Origin of the sequence: Arthrobacter sp. 92, assembly GCF_050260325.1 — a bacterium.
GTDB lineage: Bacteria > Actinomycetota > Actinomycetes > Actinomycetales > Micrococcaceae > Arthrobacter.
In genome coordinates this window covers 3051447-3076712 of sequence record NZ_CP189863.1, presented here as the reverse complement: position 1 = coordinate 3076712, position 25266 = coordinate 3051447, and the positions used below count along the sequence as shown (strand labels likewise).

The following is a 25266-nucleotide window of genomic DNA, read 5'->3' as shown; positions in this document are numbered from 1 at the left end:
CGTTGATTCTGACGCCCGTAGCGCCGGCGTCGTTGCCGCGAAGCAGATGCTTCTCACCGAGGGCGCTTGCGACCGTCACCGCGGGATGTCCTGACCCCGTCGGGGGAATTTCAACCTACGTGGAGCCCGATCCACGCTCGTCTGCTGGATATCGTCAGAGACTAGTCCCTTGCGCGCATCTGGGCATCGCGTATCTGTGCGGGCATGTCCCAGGGCGCCTGCGGCAGGACCTTGCCGGTCTCAAGCAGCGATTTGAGGTTGGAACCGACTGCTGCCCAGCCGAGGGCAGCGGCTTCGGCGTCTTCGGCGGTCGGAATGTTTTCGTGCACGATGGAGAGCTTCACGATCTCCTTGTATTCCTCAATGGTGAAGGTGACCAGCGAAGGAGATTCGGTCCCGCCGGCCGGGTCCTCGAAGGTGATCGCGAGGCGGGTGGGGCGCTCGCTTTTCACGACGCGGCCGGTGACGTCGGCGATGCCGGAGCCGTCGGTGCGGACGTGCTTCCAGGGCTGGCCCGGCTCCCAGGTGGAGACGTTGCTGTGGCCCCAGAACTGTGCCGTCAGTTCCTCGCTGGTCAGTGCGTCCCATACGGTCTCGGCCGATGCGCGGATGTAGGTGACGTAGACGTAATCAGGGCGTTTTGTCATAGCGGTTTCCTCTGTTCGTTTCTTGATGGTGCTGACCGCATCCATTCGCGGCAGGTCGAACTTGCTGATCCAGCGTTCCTGGATCTCCTGGAGCGGTACCGGGTTGAGGTAGTGAAGCCGTTCCCGGCCGCGGTGCACGACGGCGACAAGGTTCGCGTCCTCTAGAATCCCCAGATGCTGGGTGACGGACTGCCGCGCCATGCCCAGCCCCCGGCACAGCTCGGAGAGGGTCTGGCCGTTCCGCTGGTGGAGGCGGTCAAGCAGCGCACGGCGGGTCGGATCACCCAAAGCCCGGAACACCTCAGTCATAACCTCAGTATGCAGGTAAATACCTGCGTATCCAATCAGGCTCGATCAAATGACCGTCCGTGAGGCGGCGCAGAGGGCGGATCCCAAATCCAACACGATGCTTGGGCTCGAATGCGTCGGCTCCCGGAATCATTGAGGGTCAGGCGAAATTGTATACAGTAGTCAAAACACGGAGTAGGGTGATGTGTATCACGCAGCCTGGCTGGCCGCCCTGCTGCCCGAACCCACTGAAGGAACCGCAATGAAGCGCACTACTCGATTCAGGGCACTGACACTTTCCCTGGCCGCCATGACGGTCGTGGCGCTGGCTGGTTGTTCCGAGGGCGGCAGCACGACGGGACCCGACACGCAGAAGCCCGCCATCGACACCACCGCGGTTAAGGCTGTGATCGATCAGGCGAAAGCCACCCCCTCCTTTACGGCGCCCGGCCCGGCCTTCGATGCTTCCAAGGCGAAGGGAAAGGTGGTGGCGAACATCAGTTTGAACAGCACCGTTCCGTTCAACCAGATTGTGGACGCCGCGATGGAGGAAGCCGGCAAGGCCGCCGGGGTGAAGGTCGTCCAGTTCACGAACCAGGGCCAGGTGCCGCAGTGGATTCAGGGGATGGACAGCGCCATCGCTCAAAAAGTTGACGCGATTGTGCTCGAGGGCTCACCGGACCCGAAACTGCTCGGGCCGCAGATTGCCGCGGCCAAGGCGGCGGGAATCCCGGTGATCAGCACCCACCTTTATGACGAGTCCTACATTGGTACGGCGAAGAAGGACCTGCCTGATGTGACAGCGTTCGTGGACGCCCACCATTACCGTGCAGGCACGCTGATGGCTGATTATGCGATCGCGCAGTCCGGCGGGCACGTCAACGCTTACTTTGTGGCCTCCAACGAAGTCCAGCCCAGTGCGGGCATTGCCTCGGCGTTCAGCGACGAGCTCAAGGCCCGCTGCCCGGACAGCTGTTCGGCCAAGGTCGCGAACATCCCGATCTCCAACTGGGCCACGGACGTCCCCACACAGGTCCAGGCCGCACTGCTCAGTGATCCCTCCATCAATTATGTTGTCCCGGTATTTGACGGGATGACCCCGCTCCTGGTCACGGGTATCACCCAGGCCGGTAAGACGGGCAGCGTCAAAATCGTCGCTTACAACGGAACAGCGTCGGTGCTGAGCATGATCCAGGCGAAGAACCTCGTCGCGGCCGAGATCGGCGAACCCCTTCAGTGGCTGGGTTGGGCCAACATGGACCAGGTCCTTCGTGTCCTCTCCGGTGCGGCCCCGATTGCCAGTGAAAAGACCCCGCTGCGCCTCTTCGATGAAGGTAACGTCAACGAGACGGGAACTCCCGCGAACCAGAAGGACGGCTACGGGGATCCGGCGAAGTTCCAGGACGGATACAAGGCCCTCTGGGGCGTGAAGTAATGCCCGCCGTCCTGCAGATCAGCAACCTGGCCAAAACCTTCGGCGGGGTCAAGGCACTGCAAGGGGTCGATCTGACGGTCAACGCCGGCGAAATCCACGGACTCCTGGGCCAGAACGGCTCCGGGAAGTCCACGCTCATCAAGGTCCTCGCCGGGTTCCATGAGCCGGATCCCGGGGGCCGCCTGGTGGTGAACGGCAGCGAAGTCCGGCTTCCGCTTGCCCCTGGCGATTACAAGGGCCTCGGGATGAGGTTCGTCCATCAGGACCTGGGACTGATTCCGAGTTTGAGCGTTCTGGAGAATCTGTTCCTCGACGAGATCTCGACCGGACATTCCGCCGGGATCCCGTGGAAGTCCTGGCGCCGCCAGGCAAAGGAACTGTTCAGGAAGTACAACGTCCGGTTGGAGCCCTCGGCCCCTGTCAGTGCGCTTCGGCCTGTGGAGCGGGCTTTGCTGGCAATTGTCAGGGCTGTCTCCGGTGCACCCCGCAACGGTCTTTTGGTCCTTGATGAACCAACGGTGTTCCTGCCCCAGGATGACACCGAGATGCTCTTTGACCTCACACGCAACGTTGCCGCCGGAGGGGCCGGGGTGTTGTTTGTCTCCCACGACCTCGAAGAGGTCAAACGGCTGACCAACCGTTTCACCGTTTTCCGGGACGGACGCGTTGTCGGCAGCGGAGCCACGGATCAGACCAGCCGCGAGGAGATGGTCAATCTGATCGTCGGCCATGAGCTCAAGGCCGTCTCTCACCGCAGCGCCGCCCAGATCGCGGCAACCAAGCCGGTCGCGGTCGTGGACGGACTCAAGGGCGGCCTCGTGGCCGAGGCTTCCTTTGCCGTTCACGCGGGAGAAATCCTCGGGGTGACCGGTTTGTCGGGCTCCGGCTTCGAGGACCTTCCCTACCTTCTGTTCGGGGCGTCCAAAGCCGAGACCGGCACCCTGGCCCTGAACGGATCAGTCGTGCGTTTGCGGGGCCAAAACCCGACCGCGGCTTTCCGGTCGGGCATGGCCCTTGTCCCGGCCGACCGTCAACGCGACGGGGCGATCCTTTCCCTCTCCGTGCTGGACAACGTCAGCATGCAGACCATGGACCGTTTCCAGAGTGGCCTCATCCTGCGCCGTGCCCGCATGCGCGAGGAGGCACGGAAAGTCCTTTCGGCCTTCCAGGTCCGGCCCAACGATCCGTCCCTGCCGTGCTCGAGCCTTTCGGGCGGCAACCAGCAGAAGGTCCTCATGGCTAAGTGGCTGCAGACCAGGCCGTCGCTGCTGATGGTCCATGAACCGACACAGGGCGTCGACGTCGGCGCCCGCGAAGAAATTTTCAGCGTATTGCGGTCGGCGACCGCGGAAGGGATGGCTGTGCTATGCGCGAGCAGCGACCACGAGCAACTGGCATTGATCTGCGACCGGGTCCTGGTATTCAGGCAGGGGCGGATCGTGACGGAATTGACCGGAAACCACGTGAACAAGGAAGAGATCTCGGAGCAGTCGTACGCAGTGGGCCAGGACGTCCACCCCGCGGAGGCTTCATGACCTCTCTCAAGGGCGCGGGCCGGCTCAGCCTGGTCCAGCGGATCGCACTGCCGGGGGCGTGGCTGCTGCTGATCATCGGCTTCGGCATCGCCAACCCCCATGTGTTCCTGACTCCGGCAACGTTCCAGACCATGTTCGGCTCCCAGGCCGTCCTCCTCGTCCTGACCCTGGCGCTGATCGTTCCCCTGACCGCGGGCGACTACGACCTCTCGGTCGGGGCGGTGCTCACCCTTTCGGCCATGATGATCGCCATTCTGAATGTCCAGTACGGCTGGCCGATCTGGGCGGCTATCATCGCCTCCCTCGCGATGGGCCTTGTCGTGGGTTTCCTCAACGGAATCATCATGGTGTTCTTCGGGATTGAATCCCTGATCGTCACCCTGGGCATGGGCACGCTCCTGGGTGGAATCACGCTCTGGGTGAGTAATTCCGCCACTATTTCGGGGATTTCCCACACCCTGGTGGACTGGGTCATCGTCAAACGCTTCGCCGGGATCTCGTTGGCGTTCTTTTACGCCATCGCACTGTGCGCATTGCTGTGGTGGATCATGGAATACACCTCCGTGGGGCGCCGCCTGCTCTTCGTCGGACGGGGCCGGAACGTCTCCAAGCTCAGCGGTGTCCGTGTCGGACGTGTCCGGGTCGGTGCCCTGATGGGGTCCTCGACCCTGGCCGCGGTCGCTGGAGTGCTCTACGCCGGGACCTCAGGCGGTGCCGACCCCACCTCGGGGACGAACCTGCTGCTTCCCGCGTTCGCCGCGGCGTTCCTGGGGGCGACAAGCATCATGCCCGGCAGATTCAATCCGTGGGGAACGGCCATCGCCGTGTACTTCCTGGTCACCGGAATCACGGGACTGCAGCTGATGGGAATCCAGTCCTACGTCCAGCAGCTCTTCTATGGCGGCGCACTCCTGGTGGCGGTTGCCTTGTCCCAGCTCTCCCGGCGCCGCGTTCCATTGGACAACGGATGACCGGCATCGGCGAAGCCCCCGCGGATCTGCTCTCCGCCCTGGAGGCGGAGCCCTCACCGGAGAGCGTTGAGGACATGATCGCCGTCCAAACACTGTCCCTGGGGCGAAGGACCGTCGCCGTCGTCACCCTTACCCGGCCCGCCCAGCACAACGCGCTGAACCTCGCGGGCTGGCAGCGCCTGACCACGGTCTTCAGCGCCCTGGGCGATGACCCCGCTGTCAGGGTCGTTATTGTGCGCGGGGCCGGCGGACGGGCCTTCGGCGCCGGCGCCGACATCTCCGAGTTCCCGGCGGAGCGGCTGGGGACCGCGGCGGCGGACAGGTACAACAGTGCAATAGCCGCGGCACTGCAGGGAGTTCAGTCCGTTCCCTTTCCGGTGATCGCAATGATCGCCGGCCTGGCTGTCGGGGGTGGATGCGAACTTGCCACGGCCTGCGACGTTCGCCTGGCCAGCACAGGATCGCGTTTTGGTATTCCGATCGGAAGGCTCGGGGTGACCCTGGGGCTCACCGAAACCCGGGCCGTCGCCGGCCTCATCGGGGCCGCCAATCTCAAATACCTCGTCTACAGCGGTGCCCTCGCCACCGCAGACCAGGCCCTTGCCTGGGGCCTCGTTCAAAAGGTCGTCGACCCCGGTGAACTCGTTGCCGAAACAGCCCGGCTGGCCTGGAACATCGCCGAAAGCTCAGAGGTCACGGTCCGCGCCACCAAACAGGTGACCGCCCTGGCCGCCGACCCGGCGGTCACCGACCAGCACACACTGATCCGGGCACTGCACGCCCAGGCCTACGGGGGAGAGGACCTCCGCGAAGGAATTGACGCCTTCCTCGCCGGCCGGGCACCGAAATTCACTGACGGAAGGACCCCCTCTCATGGCCGCTCTTGACGGATTGAAAGTCATCGACCTCACCCGCTATCTTTCGGGACCGACCTTGACGATGCTCCTGGCGGATCTCGGGGCCGATGTCATTAAGATCGAGACCCTTCCAAACGGTGACCCGGCCCGCCAGTCCGGACCGTTCCAGGGGGACGAAAGCGTCTACTACCTGGCGTCGAACCGGAACAAACGCTCGTTTGCGGTCGACCTCCGACAGCCCGAAGGCCGGGAGCTGCTGCTCCGGCTCATCGATGACGCCGATGTCTTCGTGCAGAACTTCCGGCCCGGTACGGCCGAAACAATGGGTCTGGGAGCAGACGCCCTCCGTGCCCGCAATCCACGGCTGATCTATGTCAACATCAGCGGGTTCGGCACACAACCTCCAGGGGACGCACTCCCCGGTTTCGATCAGACGGCGCAGGCGATGTCCGGGCTGATGAGTGTGACCGGGACCCAGGAGACCGGACCGTTGCGTGTCGGTATTGCCATCAGCGACTCAGCCACGGGCGTCTTCGCGGCCGTCGGCGTCCTGGCGGCCCTGCACGAGCGGGACCGGACAGGAAAAGGGACCCTGGTCGAATCCTCCCTGATGGAATCGACTCTGACGCTGATGTCTTATCAGGCCCAGAAGTACCTCAGCCTGGGCATCATCCCGGGACGGGACGGGAACGATCACCCGATCATGTTCCCGCAGGGCACGTTCAAGACCCGTGACGCGTCGCTGACCCTGGCCTCGGGCAACGAGAAGATGTGGCGCCGTCTTTGCACGGTGTTGGGCCTGGATGCCCTGGCCGAGGACGCAAGATTCGCTGACAACGCCGGGCGCATGACCAATCGCGCGGAATTGCGCCGTCTTATCGAGGAGGTCCTCTCAACACGGGGTGCGGAGGAGTGGATTCCCCTGATCAACGACGCCGGCGTCCCCTGTGGACGCGTGTTGGACCTCGGGCAGGCCCTTAATCATCCGATTACAGAGGCTCTGGGCATGGTGCAGACCGTTGAACACCCTGAACTGGGTACCATGAAGGTGCTCGGCCAGGCGGTTAAGGTCCAGGGCAGCGAAAAGGGCTGGCTTCGCCGACCGGCGCCGATGCTGGGTGAACACACGCTGGAGATCGCGGCGGAACTCGGCGTCCCGGCGGCGGAAATCACCCGCCTGGTGGCGGCGGGAATCATCACCGGTCCTGTCCATGTCCACCCGGACCCGGGCAATGTCGGCAACGCCGGATTATGAACCGTACCCAACTGTCAGGAGACATCATGAGTGCCGCAGCAACGGCCGCCGCCGCATCCAAGGTCCTCGTTCCGACCATGGCGGATGCTGTTGTGCAGCGTCTCAGGGCGCTGATCGTCTCCGGTGAATTCCGGCCCGGGGACCGGCTCGTAGAGGAACGGCTGTCGGAAATGTTCGGCGTCAGCCGGCCGCCGCTGCGGGAAGCTTTACGGATACTCCAGCGCGACGGACTGGTCCAGAGCCTTCCCCGCCGGGGCTTCATCGTCATCCCCATCACGGCTGAAGACGTCCGGGAGATCTATTCCCTCCGCTTCGCCCTGGAGCGGATGGCCGTGGAACTGGGAATGCCCGTGCAGGATCCATCCCGGCTGCAGCCCATGCGCGAGGCCCTGGAGGACATGCGCGTCGCCGCGGAAAACGGGGATGATGAAGCGGTGGTCGAGGCCAACAGCCGCTTCCATCTGGCCCTGGTCTCCCTGCCGGGCCACAAACGGCTCATCAACACTTACGAAGGTCTGCGCCTGCAGCTCGAACTGTGCATGGGATACAACCTGAAGTTCCGCGAACAGCTGTTCGGTGATCGAAAAGACGTTCATCCGCGCCACGCCCAACTCCTGGAAAGCATCGAAAAGGGCGACAAGGAGGCGGTTTTGTATGAGATCGCCCACCACGGCAACCGGTCCTTCCTGGACAACCTCGATGACCTGATCGGCACCCCAGGGTGACCACCACCGGCACCCTGCGCGGTCTGGCCGCGCAGGTGCGCTCGGGCCGGTTGGCCGGGGATGCCCTGGTCAGGTGTGCCGCGGACCGGATCGAACGCCGTAACGGCCGGCTTAACGCCCTGATCAGCCACCGGAGCGCCGACGCACTGGCAGAGGCCGCCGCAGCAGATTGTTCAGACTTCCCGCTAGCAGGGATTCCGTTCACCGCCAAAGATATGCTCGCCACGGCGGAGCTTCCAACGACCTGCGGGTCCAGGACGCTGGCAGGCTGGAGCGCCGGTGTTGACGCGACCGCCGTGTCCCGAATGCGCGCCGCCGGAGCCATCCTCATGGGAAAAACGAACTGTCCGGAATTCGCCCTGGGCGTGGACACAAACAACGCATTGTTTGGCAGGACCTTCAACCCGCTCGGCGCGTGGACACCGGGAGGTTCCAGCGGCGGCGAAGCAGCCGCGGTTGCTGCCGGCATGTCCCTCGTGGGACTCGGAAGTGACTACGGCGGTTCGATCCGCTGGCCTGCCCAGTGCACCGGCCTCGTCGGGCTGCGCCCGACCGTGGGCCGCGTCCCCAGATCGGGGGAGCAACCGACCCTACCGGGCGCCGACCCCCTGCGTGTGGAGACGCTCTCGTTCCAGGACGCCGTCCAGGTCATAGGCCCCCTTGCCCGGTGCGTGGATGATATCCACACCGTCCTGTCCGTGATCAGCGGGCCGGACGGCATCGATCCCGTCGCTGTCGCCGAGCCGCTCGGAGACTACCGGGATCTGCACCCGCGTGAGATCGAGGTCCGGTGGGGGACGCAGGTCGGGAGCGTGCCGGTCGACCCGGAGGTTGCCCGGACCGTCCTGACCGCAGTCAATATCCTCAGGGCCTCCGGCACCCGCGTCCTGGACGGCCTTCCCGAGGCGATCGGTGACGGTCTGGACGTCTATGACCGGCTCCGTGCAGCGGAGCCGATGAACATCATCGAGGCCCTGGCCTCCGCACACCCCGGCCTCGTTAGCGCCCCGGTCCAGGCCATGCTGGACCACCGGACGGAGCCCGGACGCGCCGAACGTGCCGCGCTCTGGGAAGACCGGACCCGGATCATAGCCCGGCTTCGCCGCTGGCTCACCGGCGAGCGGGCTCTGGTGCTGCCCGTGAGCGTTGACGTTCCGCGGGACCTTCACGGCGACGTCGGAAACTTCCACCTCTTGATCCCCAGCCGCGCGATAAGCCTTTTCGGCTTCCCCTCGCTGTCCGTGCCCGTCGCCACGGCGGCCTCGGGGGCACCCATCTCCGTTCAGATCGTCGCGCCCCCCTTCCGGGAAGACGTCGCTCTGGCGCTCGGCGCCGCGCTGGAACGGGCGTCCGGTCCGGCTCCCACGACAACATTGAAGAAGAGGATCCCTGATGCGGACTGACGTGCACGTATGCCAAATGCGGACCCCCGCCGATGTATCCGAGATCGCCAGGCTCTTCGACACCGGGGTGATCGATCCCGCCGACGTCGTCGCCGTCGTGGGGAAAAGCGAGGGCACAGGCCTGGGCAGGGATGTCGGGCGCGAGACAGCGGATCTGGCCATCAGGTCCCTCCTGGCCGAGCGGACCGGATGCAGCCCGGCCGATGTCGCCCACAGGGTCTGCATCGTGCTCTCCGGAGGAAGCCCGGGCGTGATCACCCCCCATGCCGCCCTCTTCACACGAACCACCGATCCCGCGGCTAGACCCCGGACCGGCAGTCCGCGCCTGGTCCTTGGGCTGTCCCACTCCGAGGGAATCCTCCCCGAGGAAGTCGGGCGGATGGGCCAGATCACCAAAGTCCGGTCCGCCGTCAGCGCCGCCATGAAGGACGCCGGGCTAACCGACCCGGCGGACGTGCACCTTGTTCTTGTCAAGGCGCCGTCCCTGACTGCCGAGTCGATCGCCGATGCAAAATCACGCGGCCACGAAACCGTCACAACAGACGTCTCCATCGGGCCCGAGGGCGCGATTTGCTACTCCAACGACGGGTCCGCCCTCGGCGTCGCCCTCGCACTGGGCGAGGCCACGGATGAGCAAGTGAACGATTCCATGGTCCGCAAGGACTGGTCGGTCTACTCGGAGGTCGCCATGACCTCTTCCGGCGGCGAGAAAACCCACGCCGAAGTCCTGCTGCTGGGCAACTCGACAGAGTCCTCCAGCGCCCTGCGGATAGGACACCGGCCGATGCGTACCATCATTGACGCGTCCGCCGTCAGCGGCGCCCTCGCTTCCGCCGGCGCCGAACCGGGCTGCGACGTCAGCGAAACCTCCAAAACGGTTGTCTACGCCCTGGCAAAAATGATCATGCCCCAGACCGCCGAGCTCAACGGCCGGCGCATCACCATGCTCGATGACCAGGTCGGCTACCACGTCGCCAAGGCAATGGGCGGCTTCCTCCTCGCCTCGCTGACCGGGCACACCACCGTCTTCGTCAGCGGCGGAGAGCGGAACTCCCATCAGGGCCCCCCTGACGGCAACCCGCTCGCCGTCATCGTCAGAGCCAACGACGCTTAACCACAACCGCTGCCCGATCCCCGGACACCGGCCCGCAGACCTCCGTGGGCAATCCGGGATCACGAGAGCGCGCTTGCGCGCCCGCGCCACGTCACCCAGGTCCGGTGGACCAGATCCAATTCCGTATCGGACCAAAGCCTCAGTGAGTGACCCGGTTCCGTCCCGGCCCTTCGGACCTGTGTCCGTCGCCATCAAGGGCGGCGGTGCCCGGAACGACAGCCTCGTGGATCACGATCCGTGAAGACTGGCGTCATATTTCAATGTGCAAATTGTATACAATAGTCTAAAGGCGGAGTAATCTGGTGTCCACCACGCACCCGGTTGGTGGCTTTGGTGCTTTCAGCCGGCGAATGAGCCATACGCTTGGAAGGAAGCCGAAATGAACACACCGGAAAGCCCTGCCCGGCCCCAGCCCACCTGCTACCTGGGGAGGATCGTAGGCGGGGGTCACACGCATTCATACGGCTTCGTCACCGACTGGGCCGGTCTTGATCCCGGCGAACAGATCCAGGTGTTCCGGGATGCTGAAATGCTGACCGCGGGGATCGTGGACGCAACCATGCCCGACGGCACCGGTGTGTGGCTCATTCAACACAAGGGACTCGGGCGGCGGCTGTATCTCCAGTGCGACGATCTTCGGATAGCGAAACCGCACCCAGTCAGCGCTTGAGGAACAGCGGAGGGTAGACCCTGAAATCGCCAACGCCCACTTCGCGCGCCGATGGCGGGTCGATGGGCGTCAACCATAGGAGACCTCTCAAGCGTTGCAGGTCTCAGACCAGATTGTCCATGCGACACAGAACGAATTGAGGCCATGGAACGGAAGTTCCCGCAGCCACTTCTACTCCCGTTGTTGTAACGCCGATAAGGGACGCTCTGTCGGCTGTGCAGAGGGCATCTGATGCTGCGCGTGGCCGGACCGGAGTTCCGTTCCGGAAGGCTCTTGGCGCAGAACACGGCACTGCCGCCGCCCCCGGCTTGGGGAGTACCGGCTGAAATGCTTTGGGTTGATGAAATGGGGTGGGTGGACAACGTCCACACTTCGGGCTTCGGATCGGGTCGTATGGGGGGCGGACTGGCCCGGATTCCGCATGTTTCCGCGCGAGCCCAGTGTTTACAGGTGCCGGAATGCAGATCCGGACTTCTTCCGCGGCGGCCACAGCGCCTGGCGCTCAGGGGGTCGTGGCGTGCCTGTTTGTGCATTTGAGGGGTCGTGTGGACCGCGGCTCACCTGCCCGGCATGATGAAGCCGTGACGACTGATGATTCTGTAAGCGGGGCGAGGCCGCGACGGGCAACAACGGCTGATGCAGCTGTGGTTGCGCAGCTGCTTCACGACTTCAACGTCGAGTTTTCGACGCCGAGCCCAGGCCCTGACGCGCTCAGGTCGCGGCTGACGCTCCTATTGGCGGGAGGCGACGTGGTCGTGCTGCTGGTCGGCGAGCCAGCGAGTGGCCTCGCGGTGCTGAGTTTCCGGCCGAACGTCTGGTACGAAGGTCCGGTAGCTATCCTTGACGAACTCTATGTCAGCCCAGACCTGCGTGGTCGTGGTCTAGGCAGCGCTCTCCTGGACGCTTCATGTGATCTGTTGCGCGATCGGGCCTGCACGCTCATGGAAACCAACGTCGCTGGCGAGGACACAGGGGCACGACGATTCTATGAAGCGCGGGGGTTCACCAACACCGAACCTAACCGCACTGACCCGATGCTGTACTACTACCGGGAGCTCTGAAGCTCAGCCCGAGAATTGCCTGACGCCTTCTGATGACAACGGGACCACTTCGGGGCTCAAAAAGCTGTTTCAAGAGTTCATGCTCCGCGGATGGCAGGATCGTGCGTCTGCCGAGCAGGGTGGCCACGATCTGGCGGACCTCCTGGATGCAACGGTCATGGTCGTCAAGGTCCGCCCGGGCCATTGACCCATGCCAATTTGTCCAAAGCGCTGTCGATGAGCGGCATGGAACTCACATTCCGGCCGGGGCTAGCATCTGTCTAAGGCTCATAAAGCATTGCCTTGAGAACGACAGCGTCCCCGGCAGACCACAGATATCGTCAGGATCTGATCTGTGAGGTGCACTTCGGGCACGCTGCCGTCTGCCCGTCCGTCCCGATCTTCCAGACGCTGGCAACCGTACCGCGGGTGGACTGGACACAGGAACCGGAGGCTGAGTCCCGTTCTCATGTAACTGTTAGCCGGGAATGGCGGTTTTGCGGCCTTGTTAGAGGACATAGATGGCCGACCACCCAAAGTGTGGTCGGCAGGCTCAGCCTTTTCCCGCGGTTGCTCGGTTGGTTATGGCGCTGAATTAACCACCGAGGTCTGGACTGACGTCCAGTCGGTCGCTGTTCCGGCTGGGAAGGTCTTGCCAGCTGTCAGCGTGACCTCCCGTTCTCCGATCAGCAGCCCGGTTGCGGGATTAATAATGATGTCCACCGGGTTTCTCTATCCGGACGCTCGATCCCGATCGCTGTGCCTGCTTGCCGTCAAGGTTCGCTTGCCTGTCTACGACGGTGGCTCCGGGAATGAGCGCGGCCGCTTTGTAAAGTGCAGCGCGGAGGTCGGCCGGGACGACTCCGGCCCCCAGGGGGGCCGCGAAGGCTTCTAGCGCTTCGGCTTCTGGACTGCCTTGCTTGCCTCGCTGGCGAATTATGTCCAAGTTGGATGGATCGACATCCTTTACGGTCCGCTGGCGGAACCCCGAGACGCGAAAGCAAGAGGGGATCACCCTCGCTACGTCAGCTGAAGCCCAGACGCCGAAACGACTCCTCGACGCGAACAAGCAGTCCTTCGAAATTGCCCAGCATGCAATGGTCAAAAACCAGACCAAGTCTCCTACAGTTGCGGCAGTGATTCAGGAACATATCGACCTCTTGGTGCGCCCTTCCGTCGGGACGGTCCACACATACCAGACGATGCTGAAGCTGCACATCGCGGACGTCATCGGTCATATTCCTGTCGACAAGCTTGACTACCGGCACCTGACCTACTGGATCAAGACGATGCAGAAGAAGGGCAGGTCTCCGAAGACGATCAAGAACAACCATGGCCTCATCTACGCGGCCATGGAGAAGGCCGTCATGCTGCGCTACCGGAAAGACGATCCATGCCGGGGCGTTCAGGGTCTGGCCGGTACGGTCACCGCCATGGCCGGTGGCTACAGCAACACGTGTGCCGTCGAAAACTGTGCCGCCTACTGCTGGGGTGAAGGTGACCTCGGCACCGTTTACGTGGACGCATCCACGGCTATCAGCGTCGGCGGCACCTTCGCCGCCGGTAACAAGACCGTCGGTCTCTGGACCGAGGGCGGAAGCGCGATCTTCAGCTACATCACCGCCAGCTAGAAGAACGCTTGACCACGGGCCCCGGGCAGCTACTGTCCGGGGCCCCGTGCTGTTCCGGCCAGGGCCTCACCGGCGTCCTGCGATAGATCAGCATTCCCGCCCCTCGCTATCCGAGGCCCGACAGTGGGACCCTAGATCGAACCGTTGAGAGAGTAGGTGTACGGCGGCGAGGGCCCGTCCTGGTCCAAGGCGAAGAACATGACGCTCGCCCGGCTGCCGTCCGGGTAGGCCTTGCCCCAGTGCACGGTCCGCCCGTTCGCGTCGGTGTCCTCCGGCATCCAGCCACCTGCTGCGGCCTGCTTGGCCACATCGGCGTACACGTCCTGGGGCGGTGCCGTGCTGGTGAATTCGACCCTGTAGCCCGCGCCAAAGGACCTCCCGATCCGAACACGATGGGTTCGTTGTGCGCGGGGATCTGTCGTTCGCTGGTCTTCTTTGACTGCGGGGGCAGGACAGTGAAGAGAGGATCGGCGACAAGAGTGCCCAGGGGGTGTGCCGCCGGGTCTGACGGGTCCGGGCGTTTGCTTGCCTGAACCGTGCTGTTCTGGCCGCCACCGGTCGCACCCGGCGGCGCACCACCGTTGGTCCCGCACCCGGCGAGCAGGATGCCTGCGCCTACGGCCATCACAAGGAACCCCTGGAGTGTTCCGGGCAGGCCAGGGAGCCGCGCTCCAGCCGGACGCCGGTCTTTCATGGCCTGAACTCGAAGAGAGCGCGATAGGTTCCGTCGACAAGCTTCATGATCAACTCCCTGCACCCGGACCACGCCGGATCGGTTTTCCATGCGTAATTGTAAGTGTCGGAGTGGGCGGGATCTCCGTTATCGGCTGCGGCTGCCGGCTCTCCCGTGGTGACCGAGAGGTCAGGGCTGGTGCATGATGTCGGCAGCGATACTGGATAGCCGGCTGAGAGGACCGCGGCCAGGTTCGCTGAACTTCCGGGAAGCGAGAACTTCACCGGCACGGCGCTGCCTGGTTGGACCTTGTTGACCACCGGGGCATCCGCGACCGGGGCCTGGAATCCCTTGAAGGGCAGGGCCTCAACGGGTGCCGCACTGGTTTCCGTGCGGGACAAGGCCGACCATCGCGTTGGCGTCGCGGTGTGTTCCGTCGGCACCGAGGCCGAGGGCATCAAGGAACACCACTCCGGCTATTACGGCTGCCTGTGGTTGCTGCGCAGCTCCTGGGCGACGGAGACCACGTGCCGGGTGTGGTTCCAGCCGCGCATCAAAGCCGTGGCTGCGGCGATGTCGGCGACGATGCCCTTGTTCTGCAGGACCGCCAGGAAGGTGGCGTTCACGACGTCGTCGTCCCAGAAGACCTGGGCTTCGTCCCTGCCGAAGTTGTGCGGAGATCATGACCGAGGCGAAGCGCCGGCTGCAGAAGTCCGAGGCAGCCTACGCGAAGAAGGCCGCGCAGGACATCGTCACGGCGGCCAGAGTGGCCGAACAGAAAGCTGCAGCCAGGGCGCTGCGGGCGGCGAAGCGGGAAGCCGCCTCATAGGGCCCGGACACAGCGAGAGACCGGCCTGCCATATGGCTGACCGTCTCTCGCATCAGACGCTAGAGCGGCTGGATGTTCTCCGCCTGGGGTCCCTTGGGGCCCTGGGTGATGTCGAACTGAACCTTCTGGTTCTCGTCCAGGGACTTGTAACCACTGGATGCGATTGCCGAATAGTGTGCGAACACGTCAGCGCTTCCGTCGTCGGGGGCGATGAAACCAAAGCCCTTTTCGGCGTTGAACCACTTGACAGTACCTGTAGCCATGCTGATGTCCTTCACGGGTCGCTGGTCGGTTCCGCTCATCGGATTTCCGTCCCAGCCACTCACAGCCTGAGCCTATGTGGGCGGCACGGCCGGGGGCAAGAGATTGCGTCAGAAGCGGAAAGAGAGAGCTGGACCAGGCCGTGAAGTAGAGGACACTTGTCCGCCGGGTGCGCACAGGGCGGACGGTGATGTACTTCCACACGAAGAAGCAGCCGTTCGAAGGCCTCGACGTTGAACGCCGGGAATGGGCGCCGGTCGCGGCGACGTACTTCGATTCAGTGGAGTCGCTTGGCCTGTCCGGCTAGGGCGGACTACTCGGGCTTTTCCTTTGACAGGGCGATGATCCAGTCCGGGGTGACATCTCCGGTGAGCTTGTCCAGCGTGATCCGCGCCTTGGCGGCAGCGATCTGAACCTTCCGGTCTTGGGGACTGACCGATGCCGGGCGGCGGGAGGGCGCGATTGAATCCGCGCTGGATTGAGCGGGCCTGCGTCGGGTTACCGGGTGTGCCATGGCCATCGTCGACCTCCTACCTGCCTGTGCTGTCATTACGGTCCCCTTCATTGTCGCGCCTTGTTTGCGGGTCGTCCACCCTCATGACCTGACCCTCGACGTCGTCGGAGATGGCAACGTCGGCAGCGGCCTCCGCCAGACGGGCGCTGTAGGCCGCTTCGAGGGGATCCTCGGTTCCGATTTTCAAGAGGACGCCGTCCTCCGGTGTGGCCAGCTTGCTCCTGCCCAGGAGGTTGATGGCCTGCTGTCCCATCTCGGCCCGCTTGGTCTCATCGGACATCGAAGCGTCCAGGGCCCATTGCGCCCGGCGCCACCATTCGGCCCGGTTGTCTGCGCGTCGTCGCTGCCACAGCGTGAAGAAAGCGATGAGGGCGGCCAATACGGCCGCTATCACCGGAGCGAACGCGGCCCACACCTGCCAATCGGCGGCCGGGGCGGCATGCACGAACACATCGATCGGGCTGGGGCTGGGCGTCGGTGTCACCGCACCAGCCTAAGCGGCAGCGACGGCGGGAGAGGCCTTGGGGTGGCGAGCCGGGAGCCGCGTCGGGAGGATTGCCGGAAACTTCGGCCTCACGGATTTCGTCGAGCACCTTGTCCAGACTGTGCGCCAGACGGATCGCCTCGATCCGGGAGATGGACATCTTCTCGGCGATCTTCCGCCACCGAACCCGTCTGGCCCGGCCGGCCTTGATCTCGGCCGCGTGGGTTCGGGCCACCACGGGCGACGTCGGGAAGCCCGGGCGAGTTCAGATTTTTCACCGGACGCGGGTCCAGCGACGCCGGTGCAAGCCGGGCCGGTGCAACACTCCACGTAGACGATTTCACGCCTCTCAGCGACCCAGAGCAGCGCCGCTCGGCTGAAGAGCCGTGACAGGCCTGACCCGCATCCGGCTGAAGCCCGACACCTCCGGCGCAGTGGTCTACAAGCCGTCCAGCGAATCGGACGACTTCACCCAGGGCTGGTGGGATGACGCGATCCAAGGGTTCGAACCCAGCCAGCACTTCTACGCGTTCTTCGACGGCCAGCATGAGGTGGTGCGGGTGGAGATTGAAGTCCAGGACATCCTCAATCCGGAATACGAGCAACCACAACACCCCGGGCCGTACGCCGTCATCCGCTTTTTCGAGGTCTCAGAGGAGCACCGCCGCAAGGGCTATGGGACAGAAGTCGTCCAGCTGATCGTCGACCGTTACCTCGGCATGACGCTGGTGGCCTTCTCCCAGGACGCCGATAAGTTCTGGGCATCCCTGGGCTGGGAACGATACGAGCACGCCGCGGAGCCGGAAAATCACCGCCCGATGTTTGTGGGCGAGACCGGTTCCTAGTCTCCCAGCACCGGCGCCTTCTTCAGAGATGGACGGTACGAACCGGTCCGCGGTCGTTTTTGAAGATGACAACTGCAGGGCTGGTGACGTTGGCGATGATTTTTCTGCTGATGACGACGGCCAGCGCTGCCGCTGCTGTGCTTCATTTGCCAGAGGTCTACTGGCCGGACAGCAGCACTCGTCACAACCTGTACGGCATTCTGCTGATCCTTGGACTTGTGGGCTCGGTTCTGGCGACACCCTGCGCCCTCGTGTCCTTCGGCCTCTGCCGTGCCGCCAGGAAGCGTGCCGGTGCCCCGCCCCGATTGGCAGCCATGCTCGGATCAGCGGTCGGAGCGGTCCTGGCGCTCGGAGCGGCCGCCATGATCCTCCTTACCCCCTGACCTCACCGGAACGTGGCATCGTGAGGCTTAGCAAGAGCAAGATCGAGGGGGCAGCGGAATACCTGTGCAGATAATTCGGGATGACGAGGAGCGGGTGCGAGTCCGTAGGGGAGGGTGCTGGGATGCAGAAGGGGATTCGCCATGACGTAAACCTTTCACATCGGGGCACGCTGCTCGACCGGCAAGTCAATCGGCCCGGCACAACCACCGCCCATGCTGGTGCCTGGTTCTCCGTGCCGCCCGTGGCTGGCCTAGGATGACGGCTAGGCGCTGCTGCACGAGCAAGCCGTGATGAAGGAGCCGAGATTCTTGGTAGTTCCGCAGCCCGGAGCCAAACCGTTGACGCCGCTCCCGGGCGTGCCCCTGCGGCGCCTGGGCCCCACGGTGATCATCATCCTCGCGGCAGCCTACGCCCTGTACTGGCTCCTGGCCCGTCCCGCGGGGGAACCTGCCGCCGGATACGTCGGCCAGCTCTTCGGCGGGGAGTCGATCCTGCTGCTCTCCATCGCCCTGGTCCTGATCAGCACCCTTCCGCAGGTGGAGCACGTGTTCGGCGGGATTGACCACGCAGCCATCTGGCACCGGCGTGCCGCAATCACCGGGACCGTCCTCCTGCTTCCGCACATCGAGCTGGCAGCCAACCCGGAGGCGACCAGCGTGGGGAAAACCCTTGCCGTCATCGGGATCTCCGGGCTCGCGGCCCTGGTGGCCTGGGCCATCCTGCCGCGCTGGCGGACCATGGTCCCCGCGCGGGTGCGTGACCTGGTCCTTGGCCTCAGAAGCGCCCGGCCGGTCCGCCTGGTGGCCCGCCTGCTGGGTGGTTACGAGCGCTGGCGGGGCTTCCACCGGTTGACGGGAATATTCGTGGCGGCCGGGTTCTTCCACGGACTGCTGGACGCCACCGCGTTCGACGCCGCCCCCGGGCTACGGTGGAGTTTCGTGGCCATCGGCGGCGTCGGGCTGGCGTTCTACGCCTACCGGGAGCTCCTGGCGCGCCGCTTCCTGCCGCACCACGACTACCAGGTGGAGCAGGTCAAGGCAGTGTCCCCGGATCTGGTGGAGCTGAGCCTTGCACCGCTCGGCAAACCGCTGGACTTCCGGCCTGGCCAGTTCGCCATGATCTACCTGGAAACCAAGCAGGGCTGGCAACGCCATCCCTTTTCCATGTCCGGTTCGGCCCGGGACCAGCACCTGCGTATCACCGTCAAGGCGCTTGGGGACCACACAACAAGGCTTCCTGACGTAGTGCAGCCCGGAATGCCGGCGGTGGTGGGCGGGCCCTATGGCCGGTTCGACAGGCACAAGGGAACGGAACACCAGGTCTGGATTGCCGCCGGTGTGGGAATCACACCGTTCCTGAGCTGGCTGCGGTCCCTGGAGGGGGACCTGCGGGAGTCAGTCCACTTTTTTGTCACGTCGGCAGGGCCGTCCCCGTTCGCCGCGGAAATCACATCCATCGCGAAAGACTACCCAAGCCTGACCGTGCACCTGGTGGACACCGCCGTCGACGGCCGGTTGACGCCCGAGCAGGTGCTTGCCGCCGTGGACACCCCGCCCCGGCAGCTCTCGGTCTTCATGGGTGGGCCGGATCCCATGCTCCGGCAGTTCCGGAGGGCCTTCCGTTCTGCAGGAGTCCGCACAGCCAACATCCACCGCGAGTACTTCCAGTGGCGCTGAGTTGTCCGCCCGGACGAATGGGGTTCTCTGCCGATTCAGCCGTCGGCAGGATACTGGTGGCGCTTGACGAGACGCCTGTCGGTTGTGACGCTTTCGGCTCTTGGGATGATGGCGATACTGGCTATCTGTTCCGTGACGATGGCCAAGCCTCCCGCCTGGCTGCTATCGGTTGTACTTGGAGCAATCGTCGCACCTGCTATCGCTGCCATCATTATTTGCGTGATCGCGGCCCGGCGGTACAGGGCCGAACGCCGCCTCGGGTATACGACGTGGCCTTCGGGTCGGGAGCTTGGCAAACGCCGGTGAAGTCGCCTCCCGGAAAGATGAAGCGTCACAACGTCCTTCTGGCCGGATGCTCGCTGTAATCTGACAGCGAACCACTAACTATGGGGGAGTAATGACGGAGGACATCCCGCCGATCCCGCCTGCACCGAAGGCGCCGGAACCGGCCCCGCAGTACCCGTCGATGCAATACCCGGCCCGGCCGCCGCAAGGGTACGGCCAGCAGGCCTTCCCGACGCTGGAGCAGGTGGCTCCTCCACAGTATGGTCCGCCCGGCGGATACCCGGTCCAGCCGCAGGGCTACGCCGCTTCGGGCCCGTACGTCCAGCCGCAACCGGGGCGCCTATTACCAGCCCCAGCAGGTATCAGTGCCGCGGTCGTGGAGATCTGGACCAAATTCACCCAAATGTGATGTCCATATGTCTCTTCCGACCATCAACGAGGCGCGCTCCATAGCTCTCCACCAAGACGTCAACCGAGGCACCGTCACTTGGGACACCTGTCTCGATTCCCCGTCAGGGACCAATGCCTGACAAATAGCGCTGCGAAAGGACCGCCATTTATCGCTGCAAGTCACATGCATGGGATTTTTCGCGGCGGGGAGCCGGTCGAGGGTGTCCAAGTGGGGACCACCTTGTGTCCGAGGGCGTTACCAGGCCAACGCCGGCTCACTCTGGAGTTCGATCCATCGTTAGGGTTCATATATACCCGCGCCTTGGCAATGCAATTTCTAGCGAAGGGTTCCCCTGTGTTTGAACGATTCCGCGCCGATTATCGCCATCTTCGGGACATTATCGAAGTTGGGGACCCTTGGCGTCATGAGCGGTTCTCGGAGGTTAGGGCTACGCAGACTTCGCCTCTGAGTTCTCTGGCGCATCCTTCGGCGGTGGCCTCTACCGAGTGCATGACGACGGGACCGGTCCCCTCACCAAGGCTGCCGCACGGCCATGTGGCGGGAAAACAGCACTGAACTCAGTGGCACTTTGCCATGGGCGCCCAGCTGCCGGCCGGATTGATGGAGTATTGGCCAAGGCACGATTCACCGCCCCATCAAGCCTAGGTTGATGAACTAGTGGCTAACTGATCCGCGGCAGGCCCGGGCGGTATGCCCGTCAGCTCCAAGTATCTTCACGCATATTGAGGCTGAATGATGTCAGTGCCTCGACGACGAGATTGTGGTCTGCCTTTTGTGGCAAACCGGAAACTGTCACGGTGGCCACGTGCCCGGTACCTTTCACGTATATCGGGAACGCCCCGCCGTGGGGGGCGTAGCGTGCCTGGTCGAACCATCCTTTGTCCTCCAAGGATCCTCCGTCAAGCCTGCCCTTTAGGCCCACGAGGAGCGAGGGTTCGGCATATCGCTGGGCAGTCCTGCTCTTCTTCTCAACCCATATCTCGTTATCGGGCGTCGCTCCCGGGAGCGAGACGTGGAAGAGAACGTGTTTGTTCCTGCGTATATCGATGGCAATCGGCAGGTTCCGCTCGGTGGCCATGTCCACCAGCAGCAGGCCGAGGGCGAGGGCGTCGGCTTGGCTGAACCGGCTCAGCTGAAGGGTGCTGACTTCGGTTTCGATGCGTTCGATCAGGGACCGCAGCGCGGATGCGGTCTGCGTGTCGGGGGAGTCCGGGTCGAATTCATTTTCTGATTCGGTGGAGGGAACGGCCGGTTCGGTGACCATGAAGGATCGTTTCCTATCTGTTCGGGTCCGGTGGGGCTCCGAGTGGTTGGTTAGGTCCGGGGCCGCCACGTCGCCGTGGAGGACCGGATCTTGAGTTGGGGCTGGATGAGCGCCAGCTGAGTTGGTATGTCGGCGTTTCCATCGGCCAGCCGGTTCATTAGCAATTCGGTGCCTCTGGTGCCGATCTCCTGGGGGAATCCTGCTACTGATGTGAGCGGGGGGACCTGACTGGCGGCAATGCGTGTGTCGTCGAAGGAGGCGACGGCGATGTCGCGGCCCGGTTCGAGCCCGCGGCGGCGCAGTTCTTCGTAGATGCCTTGGGCGACGGCATCGTTGTAGGCAACGATCGCGTCTGGTAGACGCCCTAGATCGAAGAGCCGGCCCACGGCTGCGGTGCCTCCTTCCGGGGTGATGGCGCTGCGGAGCTCGTCCGTGCTCCAGACCTCACACCCGTTGGGCTCCAGTGACGTGCGAAGGCCTTCCTCCCGTTCTGAGAGGGAGGAAGCGGCACGGCCGCCGACGAACGCCACACTCCTGCAGCCCAAGGCCGCAAGGTGTTCTCCCAGCATCGTTGCGCCTTTGACGTTCTCGCTGCCCACATAGTCGAAGCCGGGGAACCGGCGGGCCAGCAGCACGACGGGGACATTGGCCGCGTTGACCTGTTTGTTGAGTTTTTCCGGGTCGGTGTCGGGGGCCGGAAGTACTAGGAGTCCGTCGACCTGGCGCTCGATCATGGAGGAGACGATCTCGTGCTGTCGCTCGGCGTTGTCCCGGCTGTAGCCGATGAAGATGGTGTAGCCGGCATCGTGGGTGATCTGGTCGACGGCCATGGCCAGCTCGGCGAAATAGGGGTTGATGATCTCGGTGACGATCAGTCCGATGGTCATGGACCGGCTTTGCCGCAGGTTGGCGGCCTGCCGGTTGTACACGTAGCCCAGTTCGTGCATGGCTTCGCGTACCTTGACCGCTGTTGACTCCGGGATGCGGGAGCTCCCGCGAACGACGAGGGAAGCGGTTGAGCGTGAGACGCCAGCGGCCTTGCTCACGTCTTCCAGGGTGATGCGCGGGGCCATACTGAAATCCTGCCGGTGGGTCGGGGTGCCGAGGAGCGACTCCTCGTCTGTCGACTTTATCAATCCTTTCCGCATGTCTGCGGTTCAGACGCCCGGGTCCTTGCCGGGTGGGTCGTGTTGTGCCGCGGTCATGGTTCCTGGGCGCTTTTCTAATCGTCATGTGTGCTCGCGGGGGTCGGGCGTCTGCTTGCTGATGCCTGGTCTTTGGCGAGGATGAAATCCGCAACCCGGAGGGCGTTGGCTGCGATGGTGAGGGCGGGATTCAGGGCTGCCGAGGACGGGAAGAAGGAGCTGTCGACGAGCCAGAGGTTGTCCAGGTCGTGGGCGCGGCACTCCGGGTTGAGGACGCTCGTTTCGGGATCGTGGCCCGCCACGGCTGTTCCGCACTGATGAGAGTTCGTTTCGATGCCCATCCGTTCCGTGATGATCACCGGGTATCCGGCTTTCCGGACGGCCCGGCTGATCCGGCGGACCAGTTCTTTGTGGGGGCGGAGGTTGTTCGGCTCCCACCAGACGTGGATTTGGCCGTTGACGACGCTGATGCCGTTGCTTCGCCGGGGCAGGTCCTCGGTGGTGAGGTAGATGTCGATGCTGCGGTCCGAGATGGTCTTCAGCAGCCAGGTTGGCGCCCAGGGCCTGGCCATCTTGAGCATGCTGGCGCGCAGCTTTCCGAGCATCTGCAGGTTTCCCAGCGGGTATTTGTTGGTGGGTCCGGCTTCGTACCAGTCGTTCAGTCCCAGGGTTTTCTGCCACAGGGTTCTGTTGACTTTGAATGGGTAGATGCCGATGAAGAAGGTGCTGTTGTGCACCATGTAGTTCCGGCCCACGAGCCCAGAGGAGTTGGCCAGCCCTCGTGGAGATCCCGGCGTGGCCGAGCTCAGCAGGAGCGCTGCCGAATTCACGGCGCCGGCGGCGAGGATGAACTTGTCGGCTTCGATACGGATGACCTGGCCGTTCCGTTGGGCCAGAGCAGCGACGACGGTCCGGCCGTCAGGTCCGGGGATGAGGCGGAAGACGTTGGCGTCCGTCATGAGTTCTGCCCCAGCCGCAAGCGCCGGGTTGATGGCGATCTTTTCTGCGTCGGACTTCAGCCCGGCTTCGTTCGGGGCGCCGTCACTGGTCGCGCACAGCGCGCGCTTTTCGGGGGTGTCCGCATCGAGTCCGTTGGCCATCCGGAACGGGTGCAGCCCTTGGCGCTGCAACGAGTCGGCAAGGGCCTGGATGGCCGGTTCGTGGTCCAGGGCCGGGTACGGGTAGGCCTCGGAGTGGAATGGCTCGGTGGGGTCGTCTCCGATCTGCCCGTGAACCTGGTAGAGCCGCTCGGCGCGCGTGTAGTACGGTTCGAGGTCCTCGTAGCTGAAGGGCCACGCTGGGGAGATCCCGTCTGCATGCTGTGTTTCCGCGAAGTCGCTTGCGCGGAAGCGCGGCAGGCAGGCGCCGTAGACTTTGGTGTTTCCTCCCACCCAGTAATAAACGCCGGGTTTGAAGGATGCACCGCCGCGGCCGTTGATCCAGGTGTCGGCGTTCTTGTACCGGCCCTTGAGGTAGACCTCGTCGAGGTCGGAATTTTGTGGTTCCGCCGGGAGCCGGTGGCCCCGTTCAATGATCAGGACCTTGGCAGCGGAGTCCTTGAGTGCGCACGCCATGGTGCCGCCGCCCATGCCTGATCCGATGATGGCGATGTCGGTCCGGATCACCTCGTCCGGGACCGGGGCCTCTACCGGGGCGCCCGGCAGAGGCGCGTCGTCGATGGTTTCCCAGGACATGGAGGTCACCGGCCCCGCTGGGCTTCGGTGAACTGCTGGATCTGGTCCACAGTGTCCAGGAACCAGTAGTCGCCCCACATCACTGATTCGTCGACGCCGAGGTCTCTAGCTTCGTGGTAGCTCCCGTGCTTGAGCACGCCTTCCCATTCTTCGTCCGGCCCGGCGAGGAAGTCGTCCTCGGTGAGGCGGCGCAGGATGTTCACTGCGTAGTCCGCGTAGACCTGGGCCTTGGTGCGGTCCTGGACGAGGCCGGCGAGCTGCCAGAAGCCGCCGGCGGCGGCGGCCGCGGCGGATGTTTCGTAGGGCCGGACGGGCTTGGGTTCTTCCCAGTCGTTGGGGGGAACGAGGCGGTCGCCGGTCTTTTCGAGATAGAAGTCGGCGGCGGCGATGGCTGTTTCGAGGAAGCGGCGGTCGCCGGTGAAGCGGTAGACGGTGCCGAAGCCGTAGAGGGCCCAGGCCTGTCCGCGCGCCCAGGAGCCGTCGTCGGAGAAGCCCTGCTGGGTGGTCTGCTTCAGGAAGGCGCCGGTTTCCAGGTCGAACATGCCTTCGTGGGAGGCGGAGCCGTCGCCGCGCATGAGGAATCGGCGGGTGGTCAGGCAGTGGTCCACGGCCTTGCGGGCCATGGCCTGCTCCCCGGTCTGCTGGGCGGCGTAGAGGGCCATGTGGATGTTCATCATAATGTCGATGAACAGGCTGTCGGGCTGGCGGAAGCTGGGCATATACCGGCCGGCTTCCCGGTAACGGCTTGCCGTGGTGCGTCCGGCCTCCACAACAACGTCGCGCTTGGTGGTGTCGCCGGTGGCCTCGAACCAGCGCCGGTAGGTGGACCAGAACAGGAAGCCCAGGTCGTGGACAGTGTCGTCGGTCTTCCGTTCTTCGATGAGCTCGGAGTAGTGCTCGGCCGCGCTGCGGAAGGCGGAGCGGTCGGCCTCGTCGGCCCGGCGGGAAAGCATCCAGAGCTGACCCCCAAGGAAGCCTTCGCACCAGTTGGTCCAGGCTTCGCCGTCGACCACCCATTTGCCTTCCTCTGTATAGAGCGGGAACCGGTCCGGGTGTCTGGTGATAAGTCCGTTCAGTTTCGCTGAGGCGGTTTTCCATACCTTGGAGGCGGCCTCGGTGAACGCTGCGGGGACTTCGTAGCCTGTCGGCAGCGTGAGCGGCAGCATCGTGGGCAGCACGGCGGGCGCGTGTGCCGGGGCGGAGGTTGCGGTGGCAGTCATGTGCGTTCC

The 25266-nt window shown here is 64.3% G+C and carries 28 protein-coding genes; 16 read left to right on the top strand and 12 right to left on the bottom strand.

Features of this window, described 5'->3' with window-relative positions; all coding sequences use genetic code 11:
• Nucleotides 1–161: 161 nt before the first annotated feature.
• On the bottom strand, nucleotides 162–956 hold the full coding sequence (locus ACP4XC_RS14270) for an ArsR/SmtB family transcription factor (protein ID WP_427170735.1): 795 nt from the start codon (nucleotides 954–956) through the stop codon (nucleotides 162–164).
• Between the two features lie 241 nt (nucleotides 957–1197).
• Here ACP4XC_RS14270 and ACP4XC_RS14265 point away from each other — a divergent pair, with 241 nt between their 5' ends.
• The 10 genes from ACP4XC_RS14265 to ACP4XC_RS14220 all read left to right on the top strand — a co-directional run bounded on the left by ACP4XC_RS14265 (nucleotide 1198) and on the right by ACP4XC_RS14220 (nucleotide 11961).
• Nucleotides 1198–2370 carry a sugar ABC transporter substrate-binding protein gene (locus tag ACP4XC_RS14265; RefSeq protein ID WP_427170732.1) on the top strand — a complete coding sequence of 391 codons (1173 nt, stop codon included), beginning with the start codon at nucleotides 1198–1200 and terminating at the stop codon, nucleotides 2368–2370.
• Nucleotides 2370–3905: a sugar ABC transporter ATP-binding protein gene (locus ACP4XC_RS14260; protein ID WP_427170730.1), complete on the top strand. Its 1536-nt coding sequence runs from the start codon at nucleotides 2370–2372 to the stop codon at nucleotides 3903–3905. Before ACP4XC_RS14265 ends, ACP4XC_RS14260 begins: the two co-directional genes overlap by 1 nt.
• The gene (locus ACP4XC_RS14255) at nucleotides 3902–4876 is read left to right on the top strand and encodes an ABC transporter permease (RefSeq protein WP_427170727.1); all 975 of its coding nucleotides are present in this window, start codon (nucleotides 3902–3904) and stop codon (nucleotides 4874–4876) included. Before ACP4XC_RS14260 ends, ACP4XC_RS14255 begins: the two co-directional genes overlap by 4 nt.
• Nucleotides 4873–5763, top strand: coding sequence for an enoyl-CoA hydratase/isomerase family protein (locus ACP4XC_RS14250; RefSeq protein WP_427170724.1), 891 nt, complete (start codon nucleotides 4873–4875; stop codon nucleotides 5761–5763). Before ACP4XC_RS14255 ends, ACP4XC_RS14250 begins: the two co-directional genes overlap by 4 nt.
• The gene (locus ACP4XC_RS14245; RefSeq protein ID WP_427170722.1) at nucleotides 5750–6988 is read left to right on the top strand and encodes a CaiB/BaiF CoA transferase family protein; all 1239 of its coding nucleotides are present in this window, start codon (nucleotides 5750–5752) and stop codon (nucleotides 6986–6988) included. The genes ACP4XC_RS14250 and ACP4XC_RS14245 overlap by 14 nt, the downstream gene beginning before the upstream one ends.
• A 26-nt stretch (nucleotides 6989–7014) precedes the next feature.
• Nucleotides 7015–7713, top strand: coding sequence for a GntR family transcriptional regulator (locus tag ACP4XC_RS14240; protein WP_427170721.1), 699 nt, complete (start codon nucleotides 7015–7017; stop codon nucleotides 7711–7713).
• The gene (locus ACP4XC_RS14235; RefSeq protein ID WP_427170719.1) at nucleotides 7710–9116 is read left to right on the top strand and encodes an amidase; all 1407 of its coding nucleotides are present in this window, start codon (nucleotides 7710–7712) and stop codon (nucleotides 9114–9116) included. The genes ACP4XC_RS14240 and ACP4XC_RS14235 overlap by 4 nt, the downstream gene beginning before the upstream one ends.
• The gene (locus ACP4XC_RS14230; RefSeq protein ID WP_427170717.1) at nucleotides 9106–10230 is read left to right on the top strand and encodes a ring-opening amidohydrolase; all 1125 of its coding nucleotides are present in this window, start codon (nucleotides 9106–9108) and stop codon (nucleotides 10228–10230) included. The genes ACP4XC_RS14235 and ACP4XC_RS14230 overlap by 11 nt, the downstream gene beginning before the upstream one ends.
• A 379-nt stretch (nucleotides 10231–10609) precedes the next feature.
• Nucleotides 10610–10900 carry a hypothetical protein gene (locus tag ACP4XC_RS14225; RefSeq protein WP_427170716.1) on the top strand — a complete coding sequence of 97 codons (291 nt, stop codon included), beginning with the start codon at nucleotides 10610–10612 and terminating at the stop codon, nucleotides 10898–10900.
• Nucleotides 10901–11544: 644 nt separating this feature from the next.
• The gene (locus ACP4XC_RS14220) at nucleotides 11545–11961 is read left to right on the top strand and encodes a GNAT family N-acetyltransferase (RefSeq protein ID WP_427170714.1); all 417 of its coding nucleotides are present in this window, start codon (nucleotides 11545–11547) and stop codon (nucleotides 11959–11961) included.
• Nucleotides 11962–12522: 561 nt separating this feature from the next.
• Here the strand turns inward: ACP4XC_RS14220 and ACP4XC_RS14215 are convergent.
• Complete coding sequence (locus tag ACP4XC_RS14215) at nucleotides 12523–12663, bottom strand: hypothetical protein (protein ID WP_427170712.1); 141 nt, start codon at nucleotides 12661–12663, stop codon at nucleotides 12523–12525.
• 215 nt (nucleotides 12664–12878) lie between these two features.
• Between ACP4XC_RS14215 and ACP4XC_RS14210 the strand changes: the two genes are divergently transcribed.
• Nucleotides 12879–13571 carry a hypothetical protein gene (locus ACP4XC_RS14210; RefSeq protein WP_427170709.1) on the top strand — a complete coding sequence of 231 codons (693 nt, stop codon included), beginning with the start codon at nucleotides 12879–12881 and terminating at the stop codon, nucleotides 13569–13571.
• A 131-nt stretch (nucleotides 13572–13702) separates the two neighbouring features.
• Here the strand turns inward: ACP4XC_RS14210 and ACP4XC_RS14205 are convergent, their stop codons facing one another.
• The 3 genes from ACP4XC_RS14205 to ACP4XC_RS14195 all read right to left on the bottom strand — a co-directional run bounded on the left by ACP4XC_RS14205 (nucleotide 13703) and on the right by ACP4XC_RS14195 (nucleotide 14870).
• Nucleotides 13703–13891, bottom strand: a complete 189-nt coding sequence (locus ACP4XC_RS14205; RefSeq protein WP_427170707.1) for a hypothetical protein — start codon at nucleotides 13889–13891, stop codon at nucleotides 13703–13705.
• Between the two features lie 370 nt (nucleotides 13892–14261).
• The gene (locus tag ACP4XC_RS14200) at nucleotides 14262–14645 is read right to left on the bottom strand and encodes a PxKF domain-containing protein (RefSeq protein WP_427170705.1); all 384 of its coding nucleotides are present in this window, start codon (nucleotides 14643–14645) and stop codon (nucleotides 14262–14264) included.
• Nucleotides 14646–14723: 78 nt separating this feature from the next.
• Nucleotides 14724–14870 carry a hypothetical protein gene (locus tag ACP4XC_RS14195; RefSeq protein ID WP_427170702.1) on the bottom strand — a complete coding sequence of 49 codons (147 nt, stop codon included), beginning with the start codon at nucleotides 14868–14870 and terminating at the stop codon, nucleotides 14724–14726.
• Nucleotides 14871–14926: 56 nt separating this feature from the next.
• Between ACP4XC_RS14195 and ACP4XC_RS14190 the strand changes: the two genes are divergently transcribed.
• Nucleotides 14927–15073 (top strand): hypothetical protein, encoded by a 147-nt coding sequence (locus ACP4XC_RS14190; RefSeq protein WP_427170700.1) that lies wholly within the window; start codon nucleotides 14927–14929, stop codon nucleotides 15071–15073.
• Between the two features lie 59 nt (nucleotides 15074–15132).
• Here the strand turns inward: ACP4XC_RS14190 and ACP4XC_RS14185 are convergent, their stop codons facing one another.
• On the bottom strand, nucleotides 15133–15336 hold the full coding sequence (locus ACP4XC_RS14185) for a cold-shock protein (RefSeq protein ID WP_091256599.1): 204 nt from the start codon (nucleotides 15334–15336) through the stop codon (nucleotides 15133–15135).
• Between the two features lie 167 nt (nucleotides 15337–15503).
• Here ACP4XC_RS14185 and ACP4XC_RS14180 point away from each other — a divergent pair, with 167 nt between their 5' ends.
• Nucleotides 15504–15641 carry a hypothetical protein gene (locus tag ACP4XC_RS14180; RefSeq protein WP_427170698.1) on the top strand — a complete coding sequence of 46 codons (138 nt, stop codon included), beginning with the start codon at nucleotides 15504–15506 and terminating at the stop codon, nucleotides 15639–15641.
• A 6-nt stretch (nucleotides 15642–15647) separates the two neighbouring features.
• Here the strand turns inward: ACP4XC_RS14180 and ACP4XC_RS14175 are convergent, their stop codons facing one another.
• Nucleotides 15648–15854, bottom strand: a complete 207-nt coding sequence (locus tag ACP4XC_RS14175) for a hypothetical protein (RefSeq protein ID WP_427170696.1) — start codon at nucleotides 15852–15854, stop codon at nucleotides 15648–15650.
• A 10-nt stretch (nucleotides 15855–15864) separates the two neighbouring features.
• Nucleotides 15865–16332, bottom strand: a complete 468-nt coding sequence (locus ACP4XC_RS14170; protein WP_427170693.1) for a hypothetical protein — start codon at nucleotides 16330–16332, stop codon at nucleotides 15865–15867.
• A gap of 386 nt (nucleotides 16333–16718) precedes the next feature.
• Here ACP4XC_RS14170 and ACP4XC_RS14165 point away from each other — a divergent pair, with 386 nt between their 5' ends.
• The 3 genes from ACP4XC_RS14165 (at nucleotide 16719) to ACP4XC_RS14155 (ending at nucleotide 19237) form a co-directional block, all read left to right on the top strand.
• Nucleotides 16719–17177 (top strand): GNAT family N-acetyltransferase, encoded by a 459-nt coding sequence (locus tag ACP4XC_RS14165; RefSeq protein WP_427170691.1) that lies wholly within the window; start codon nucleotides 16719–16721, stop codon nucleotides 17175–17177.
• A 65-nt stretch (nucleotides 17178–17242) separates the two neighbouring features.
• Nucleotides 17243–17560 carry a hypothetical protein gene (locus ACP4XC_RS14160; RefSeq protein ID WP_427170689.1) on the top strand — a complete coding sequence of 106 codons (318 nt, stop codon included), beginning with the start codon at nucleotides 17243–17245 and terminating at the stop codon, nucleotides 17558–17560.
• A gap of 309 nt (nucleotides 17561–17869) precedes the next feature.
• Nucleotides 17870–19237 (top strand): ferredoxin reductase family protein, encoded by a 1368-nt coding sequence (locus tag ACP4XC_RS14155; RefSeq protein WP_427170687.1) that lies wholly within the window; start codon nucleotides 17870–17872, stop codon nucleotides 19235–19237.
• Between the two features lie 1394 nt (nucleotides 19238–20631).
• On the opposite strand, the gene ACP4XC_RS14150 is transcribed toward ACP4XC_RS14155, so the two are convergent.
• The 4 genes from ACP4XC_RS14150 to ACP4XC_RS14135 all read right to left on the bottom strand — a co-directional run bounded on the left by ACP4XC_RS14150 (nucleotide 20632) and on the right by ACP4XC_RS14135 (nucleotide 25257).
• Nucleotides 20632–21198, bottom strand: coding sequence for a heme-degrading domain-containing protein (locus tag ACP4XC_RS14150; protein WP_427170685.1), 567 nt, complete (start codon nucleotides 21196–21198; stop codon nucleotides 20632–20634).
• A 50-nt stretch (nucleotides 21199–21248) separates the two neighbouring features.
• Nucleotides 21249–22271 (bottom strand): LacI family DNA-binding transcriptional regulator, encoded by a 1023-nt coding sequence (locus tag ACP4XC_RS14145; protein ID WP_427170683.1) that lies wholly within the window; start codon nucleotides 22269–22271, stop codon nucleotides 21249–21251.
• Between the two features lie 149 nt (nucleotides 22272–22420).
• Nucleotides 22421–24037 carry a GMC oxidoreductase gene (locus ACP4XC_RS14140; RefSeq protein ID WP_427170680.1) on the bottom strand — a complete coding sequence of 539 codons (1617 nt, stop codon included), beginning with the start codon at nucleotides 24035–24037 and terminating at the stop codon, nucleotides 22421–22423.
• Nucleotides 24038–24042: 5 nt separating this feature from the next.
• Entirely contained in the window at nucleotides 24043–25257 is a 1215-nt protein-coding gene (locus ACP4XC_RS14135; RefSeq protein WP_427170678.1) for a glycoside hydrolase family 88 protein, read from the bottom strand.
• Nucleotides 25258–25266 lie beyond the last annotated feature (9 nt).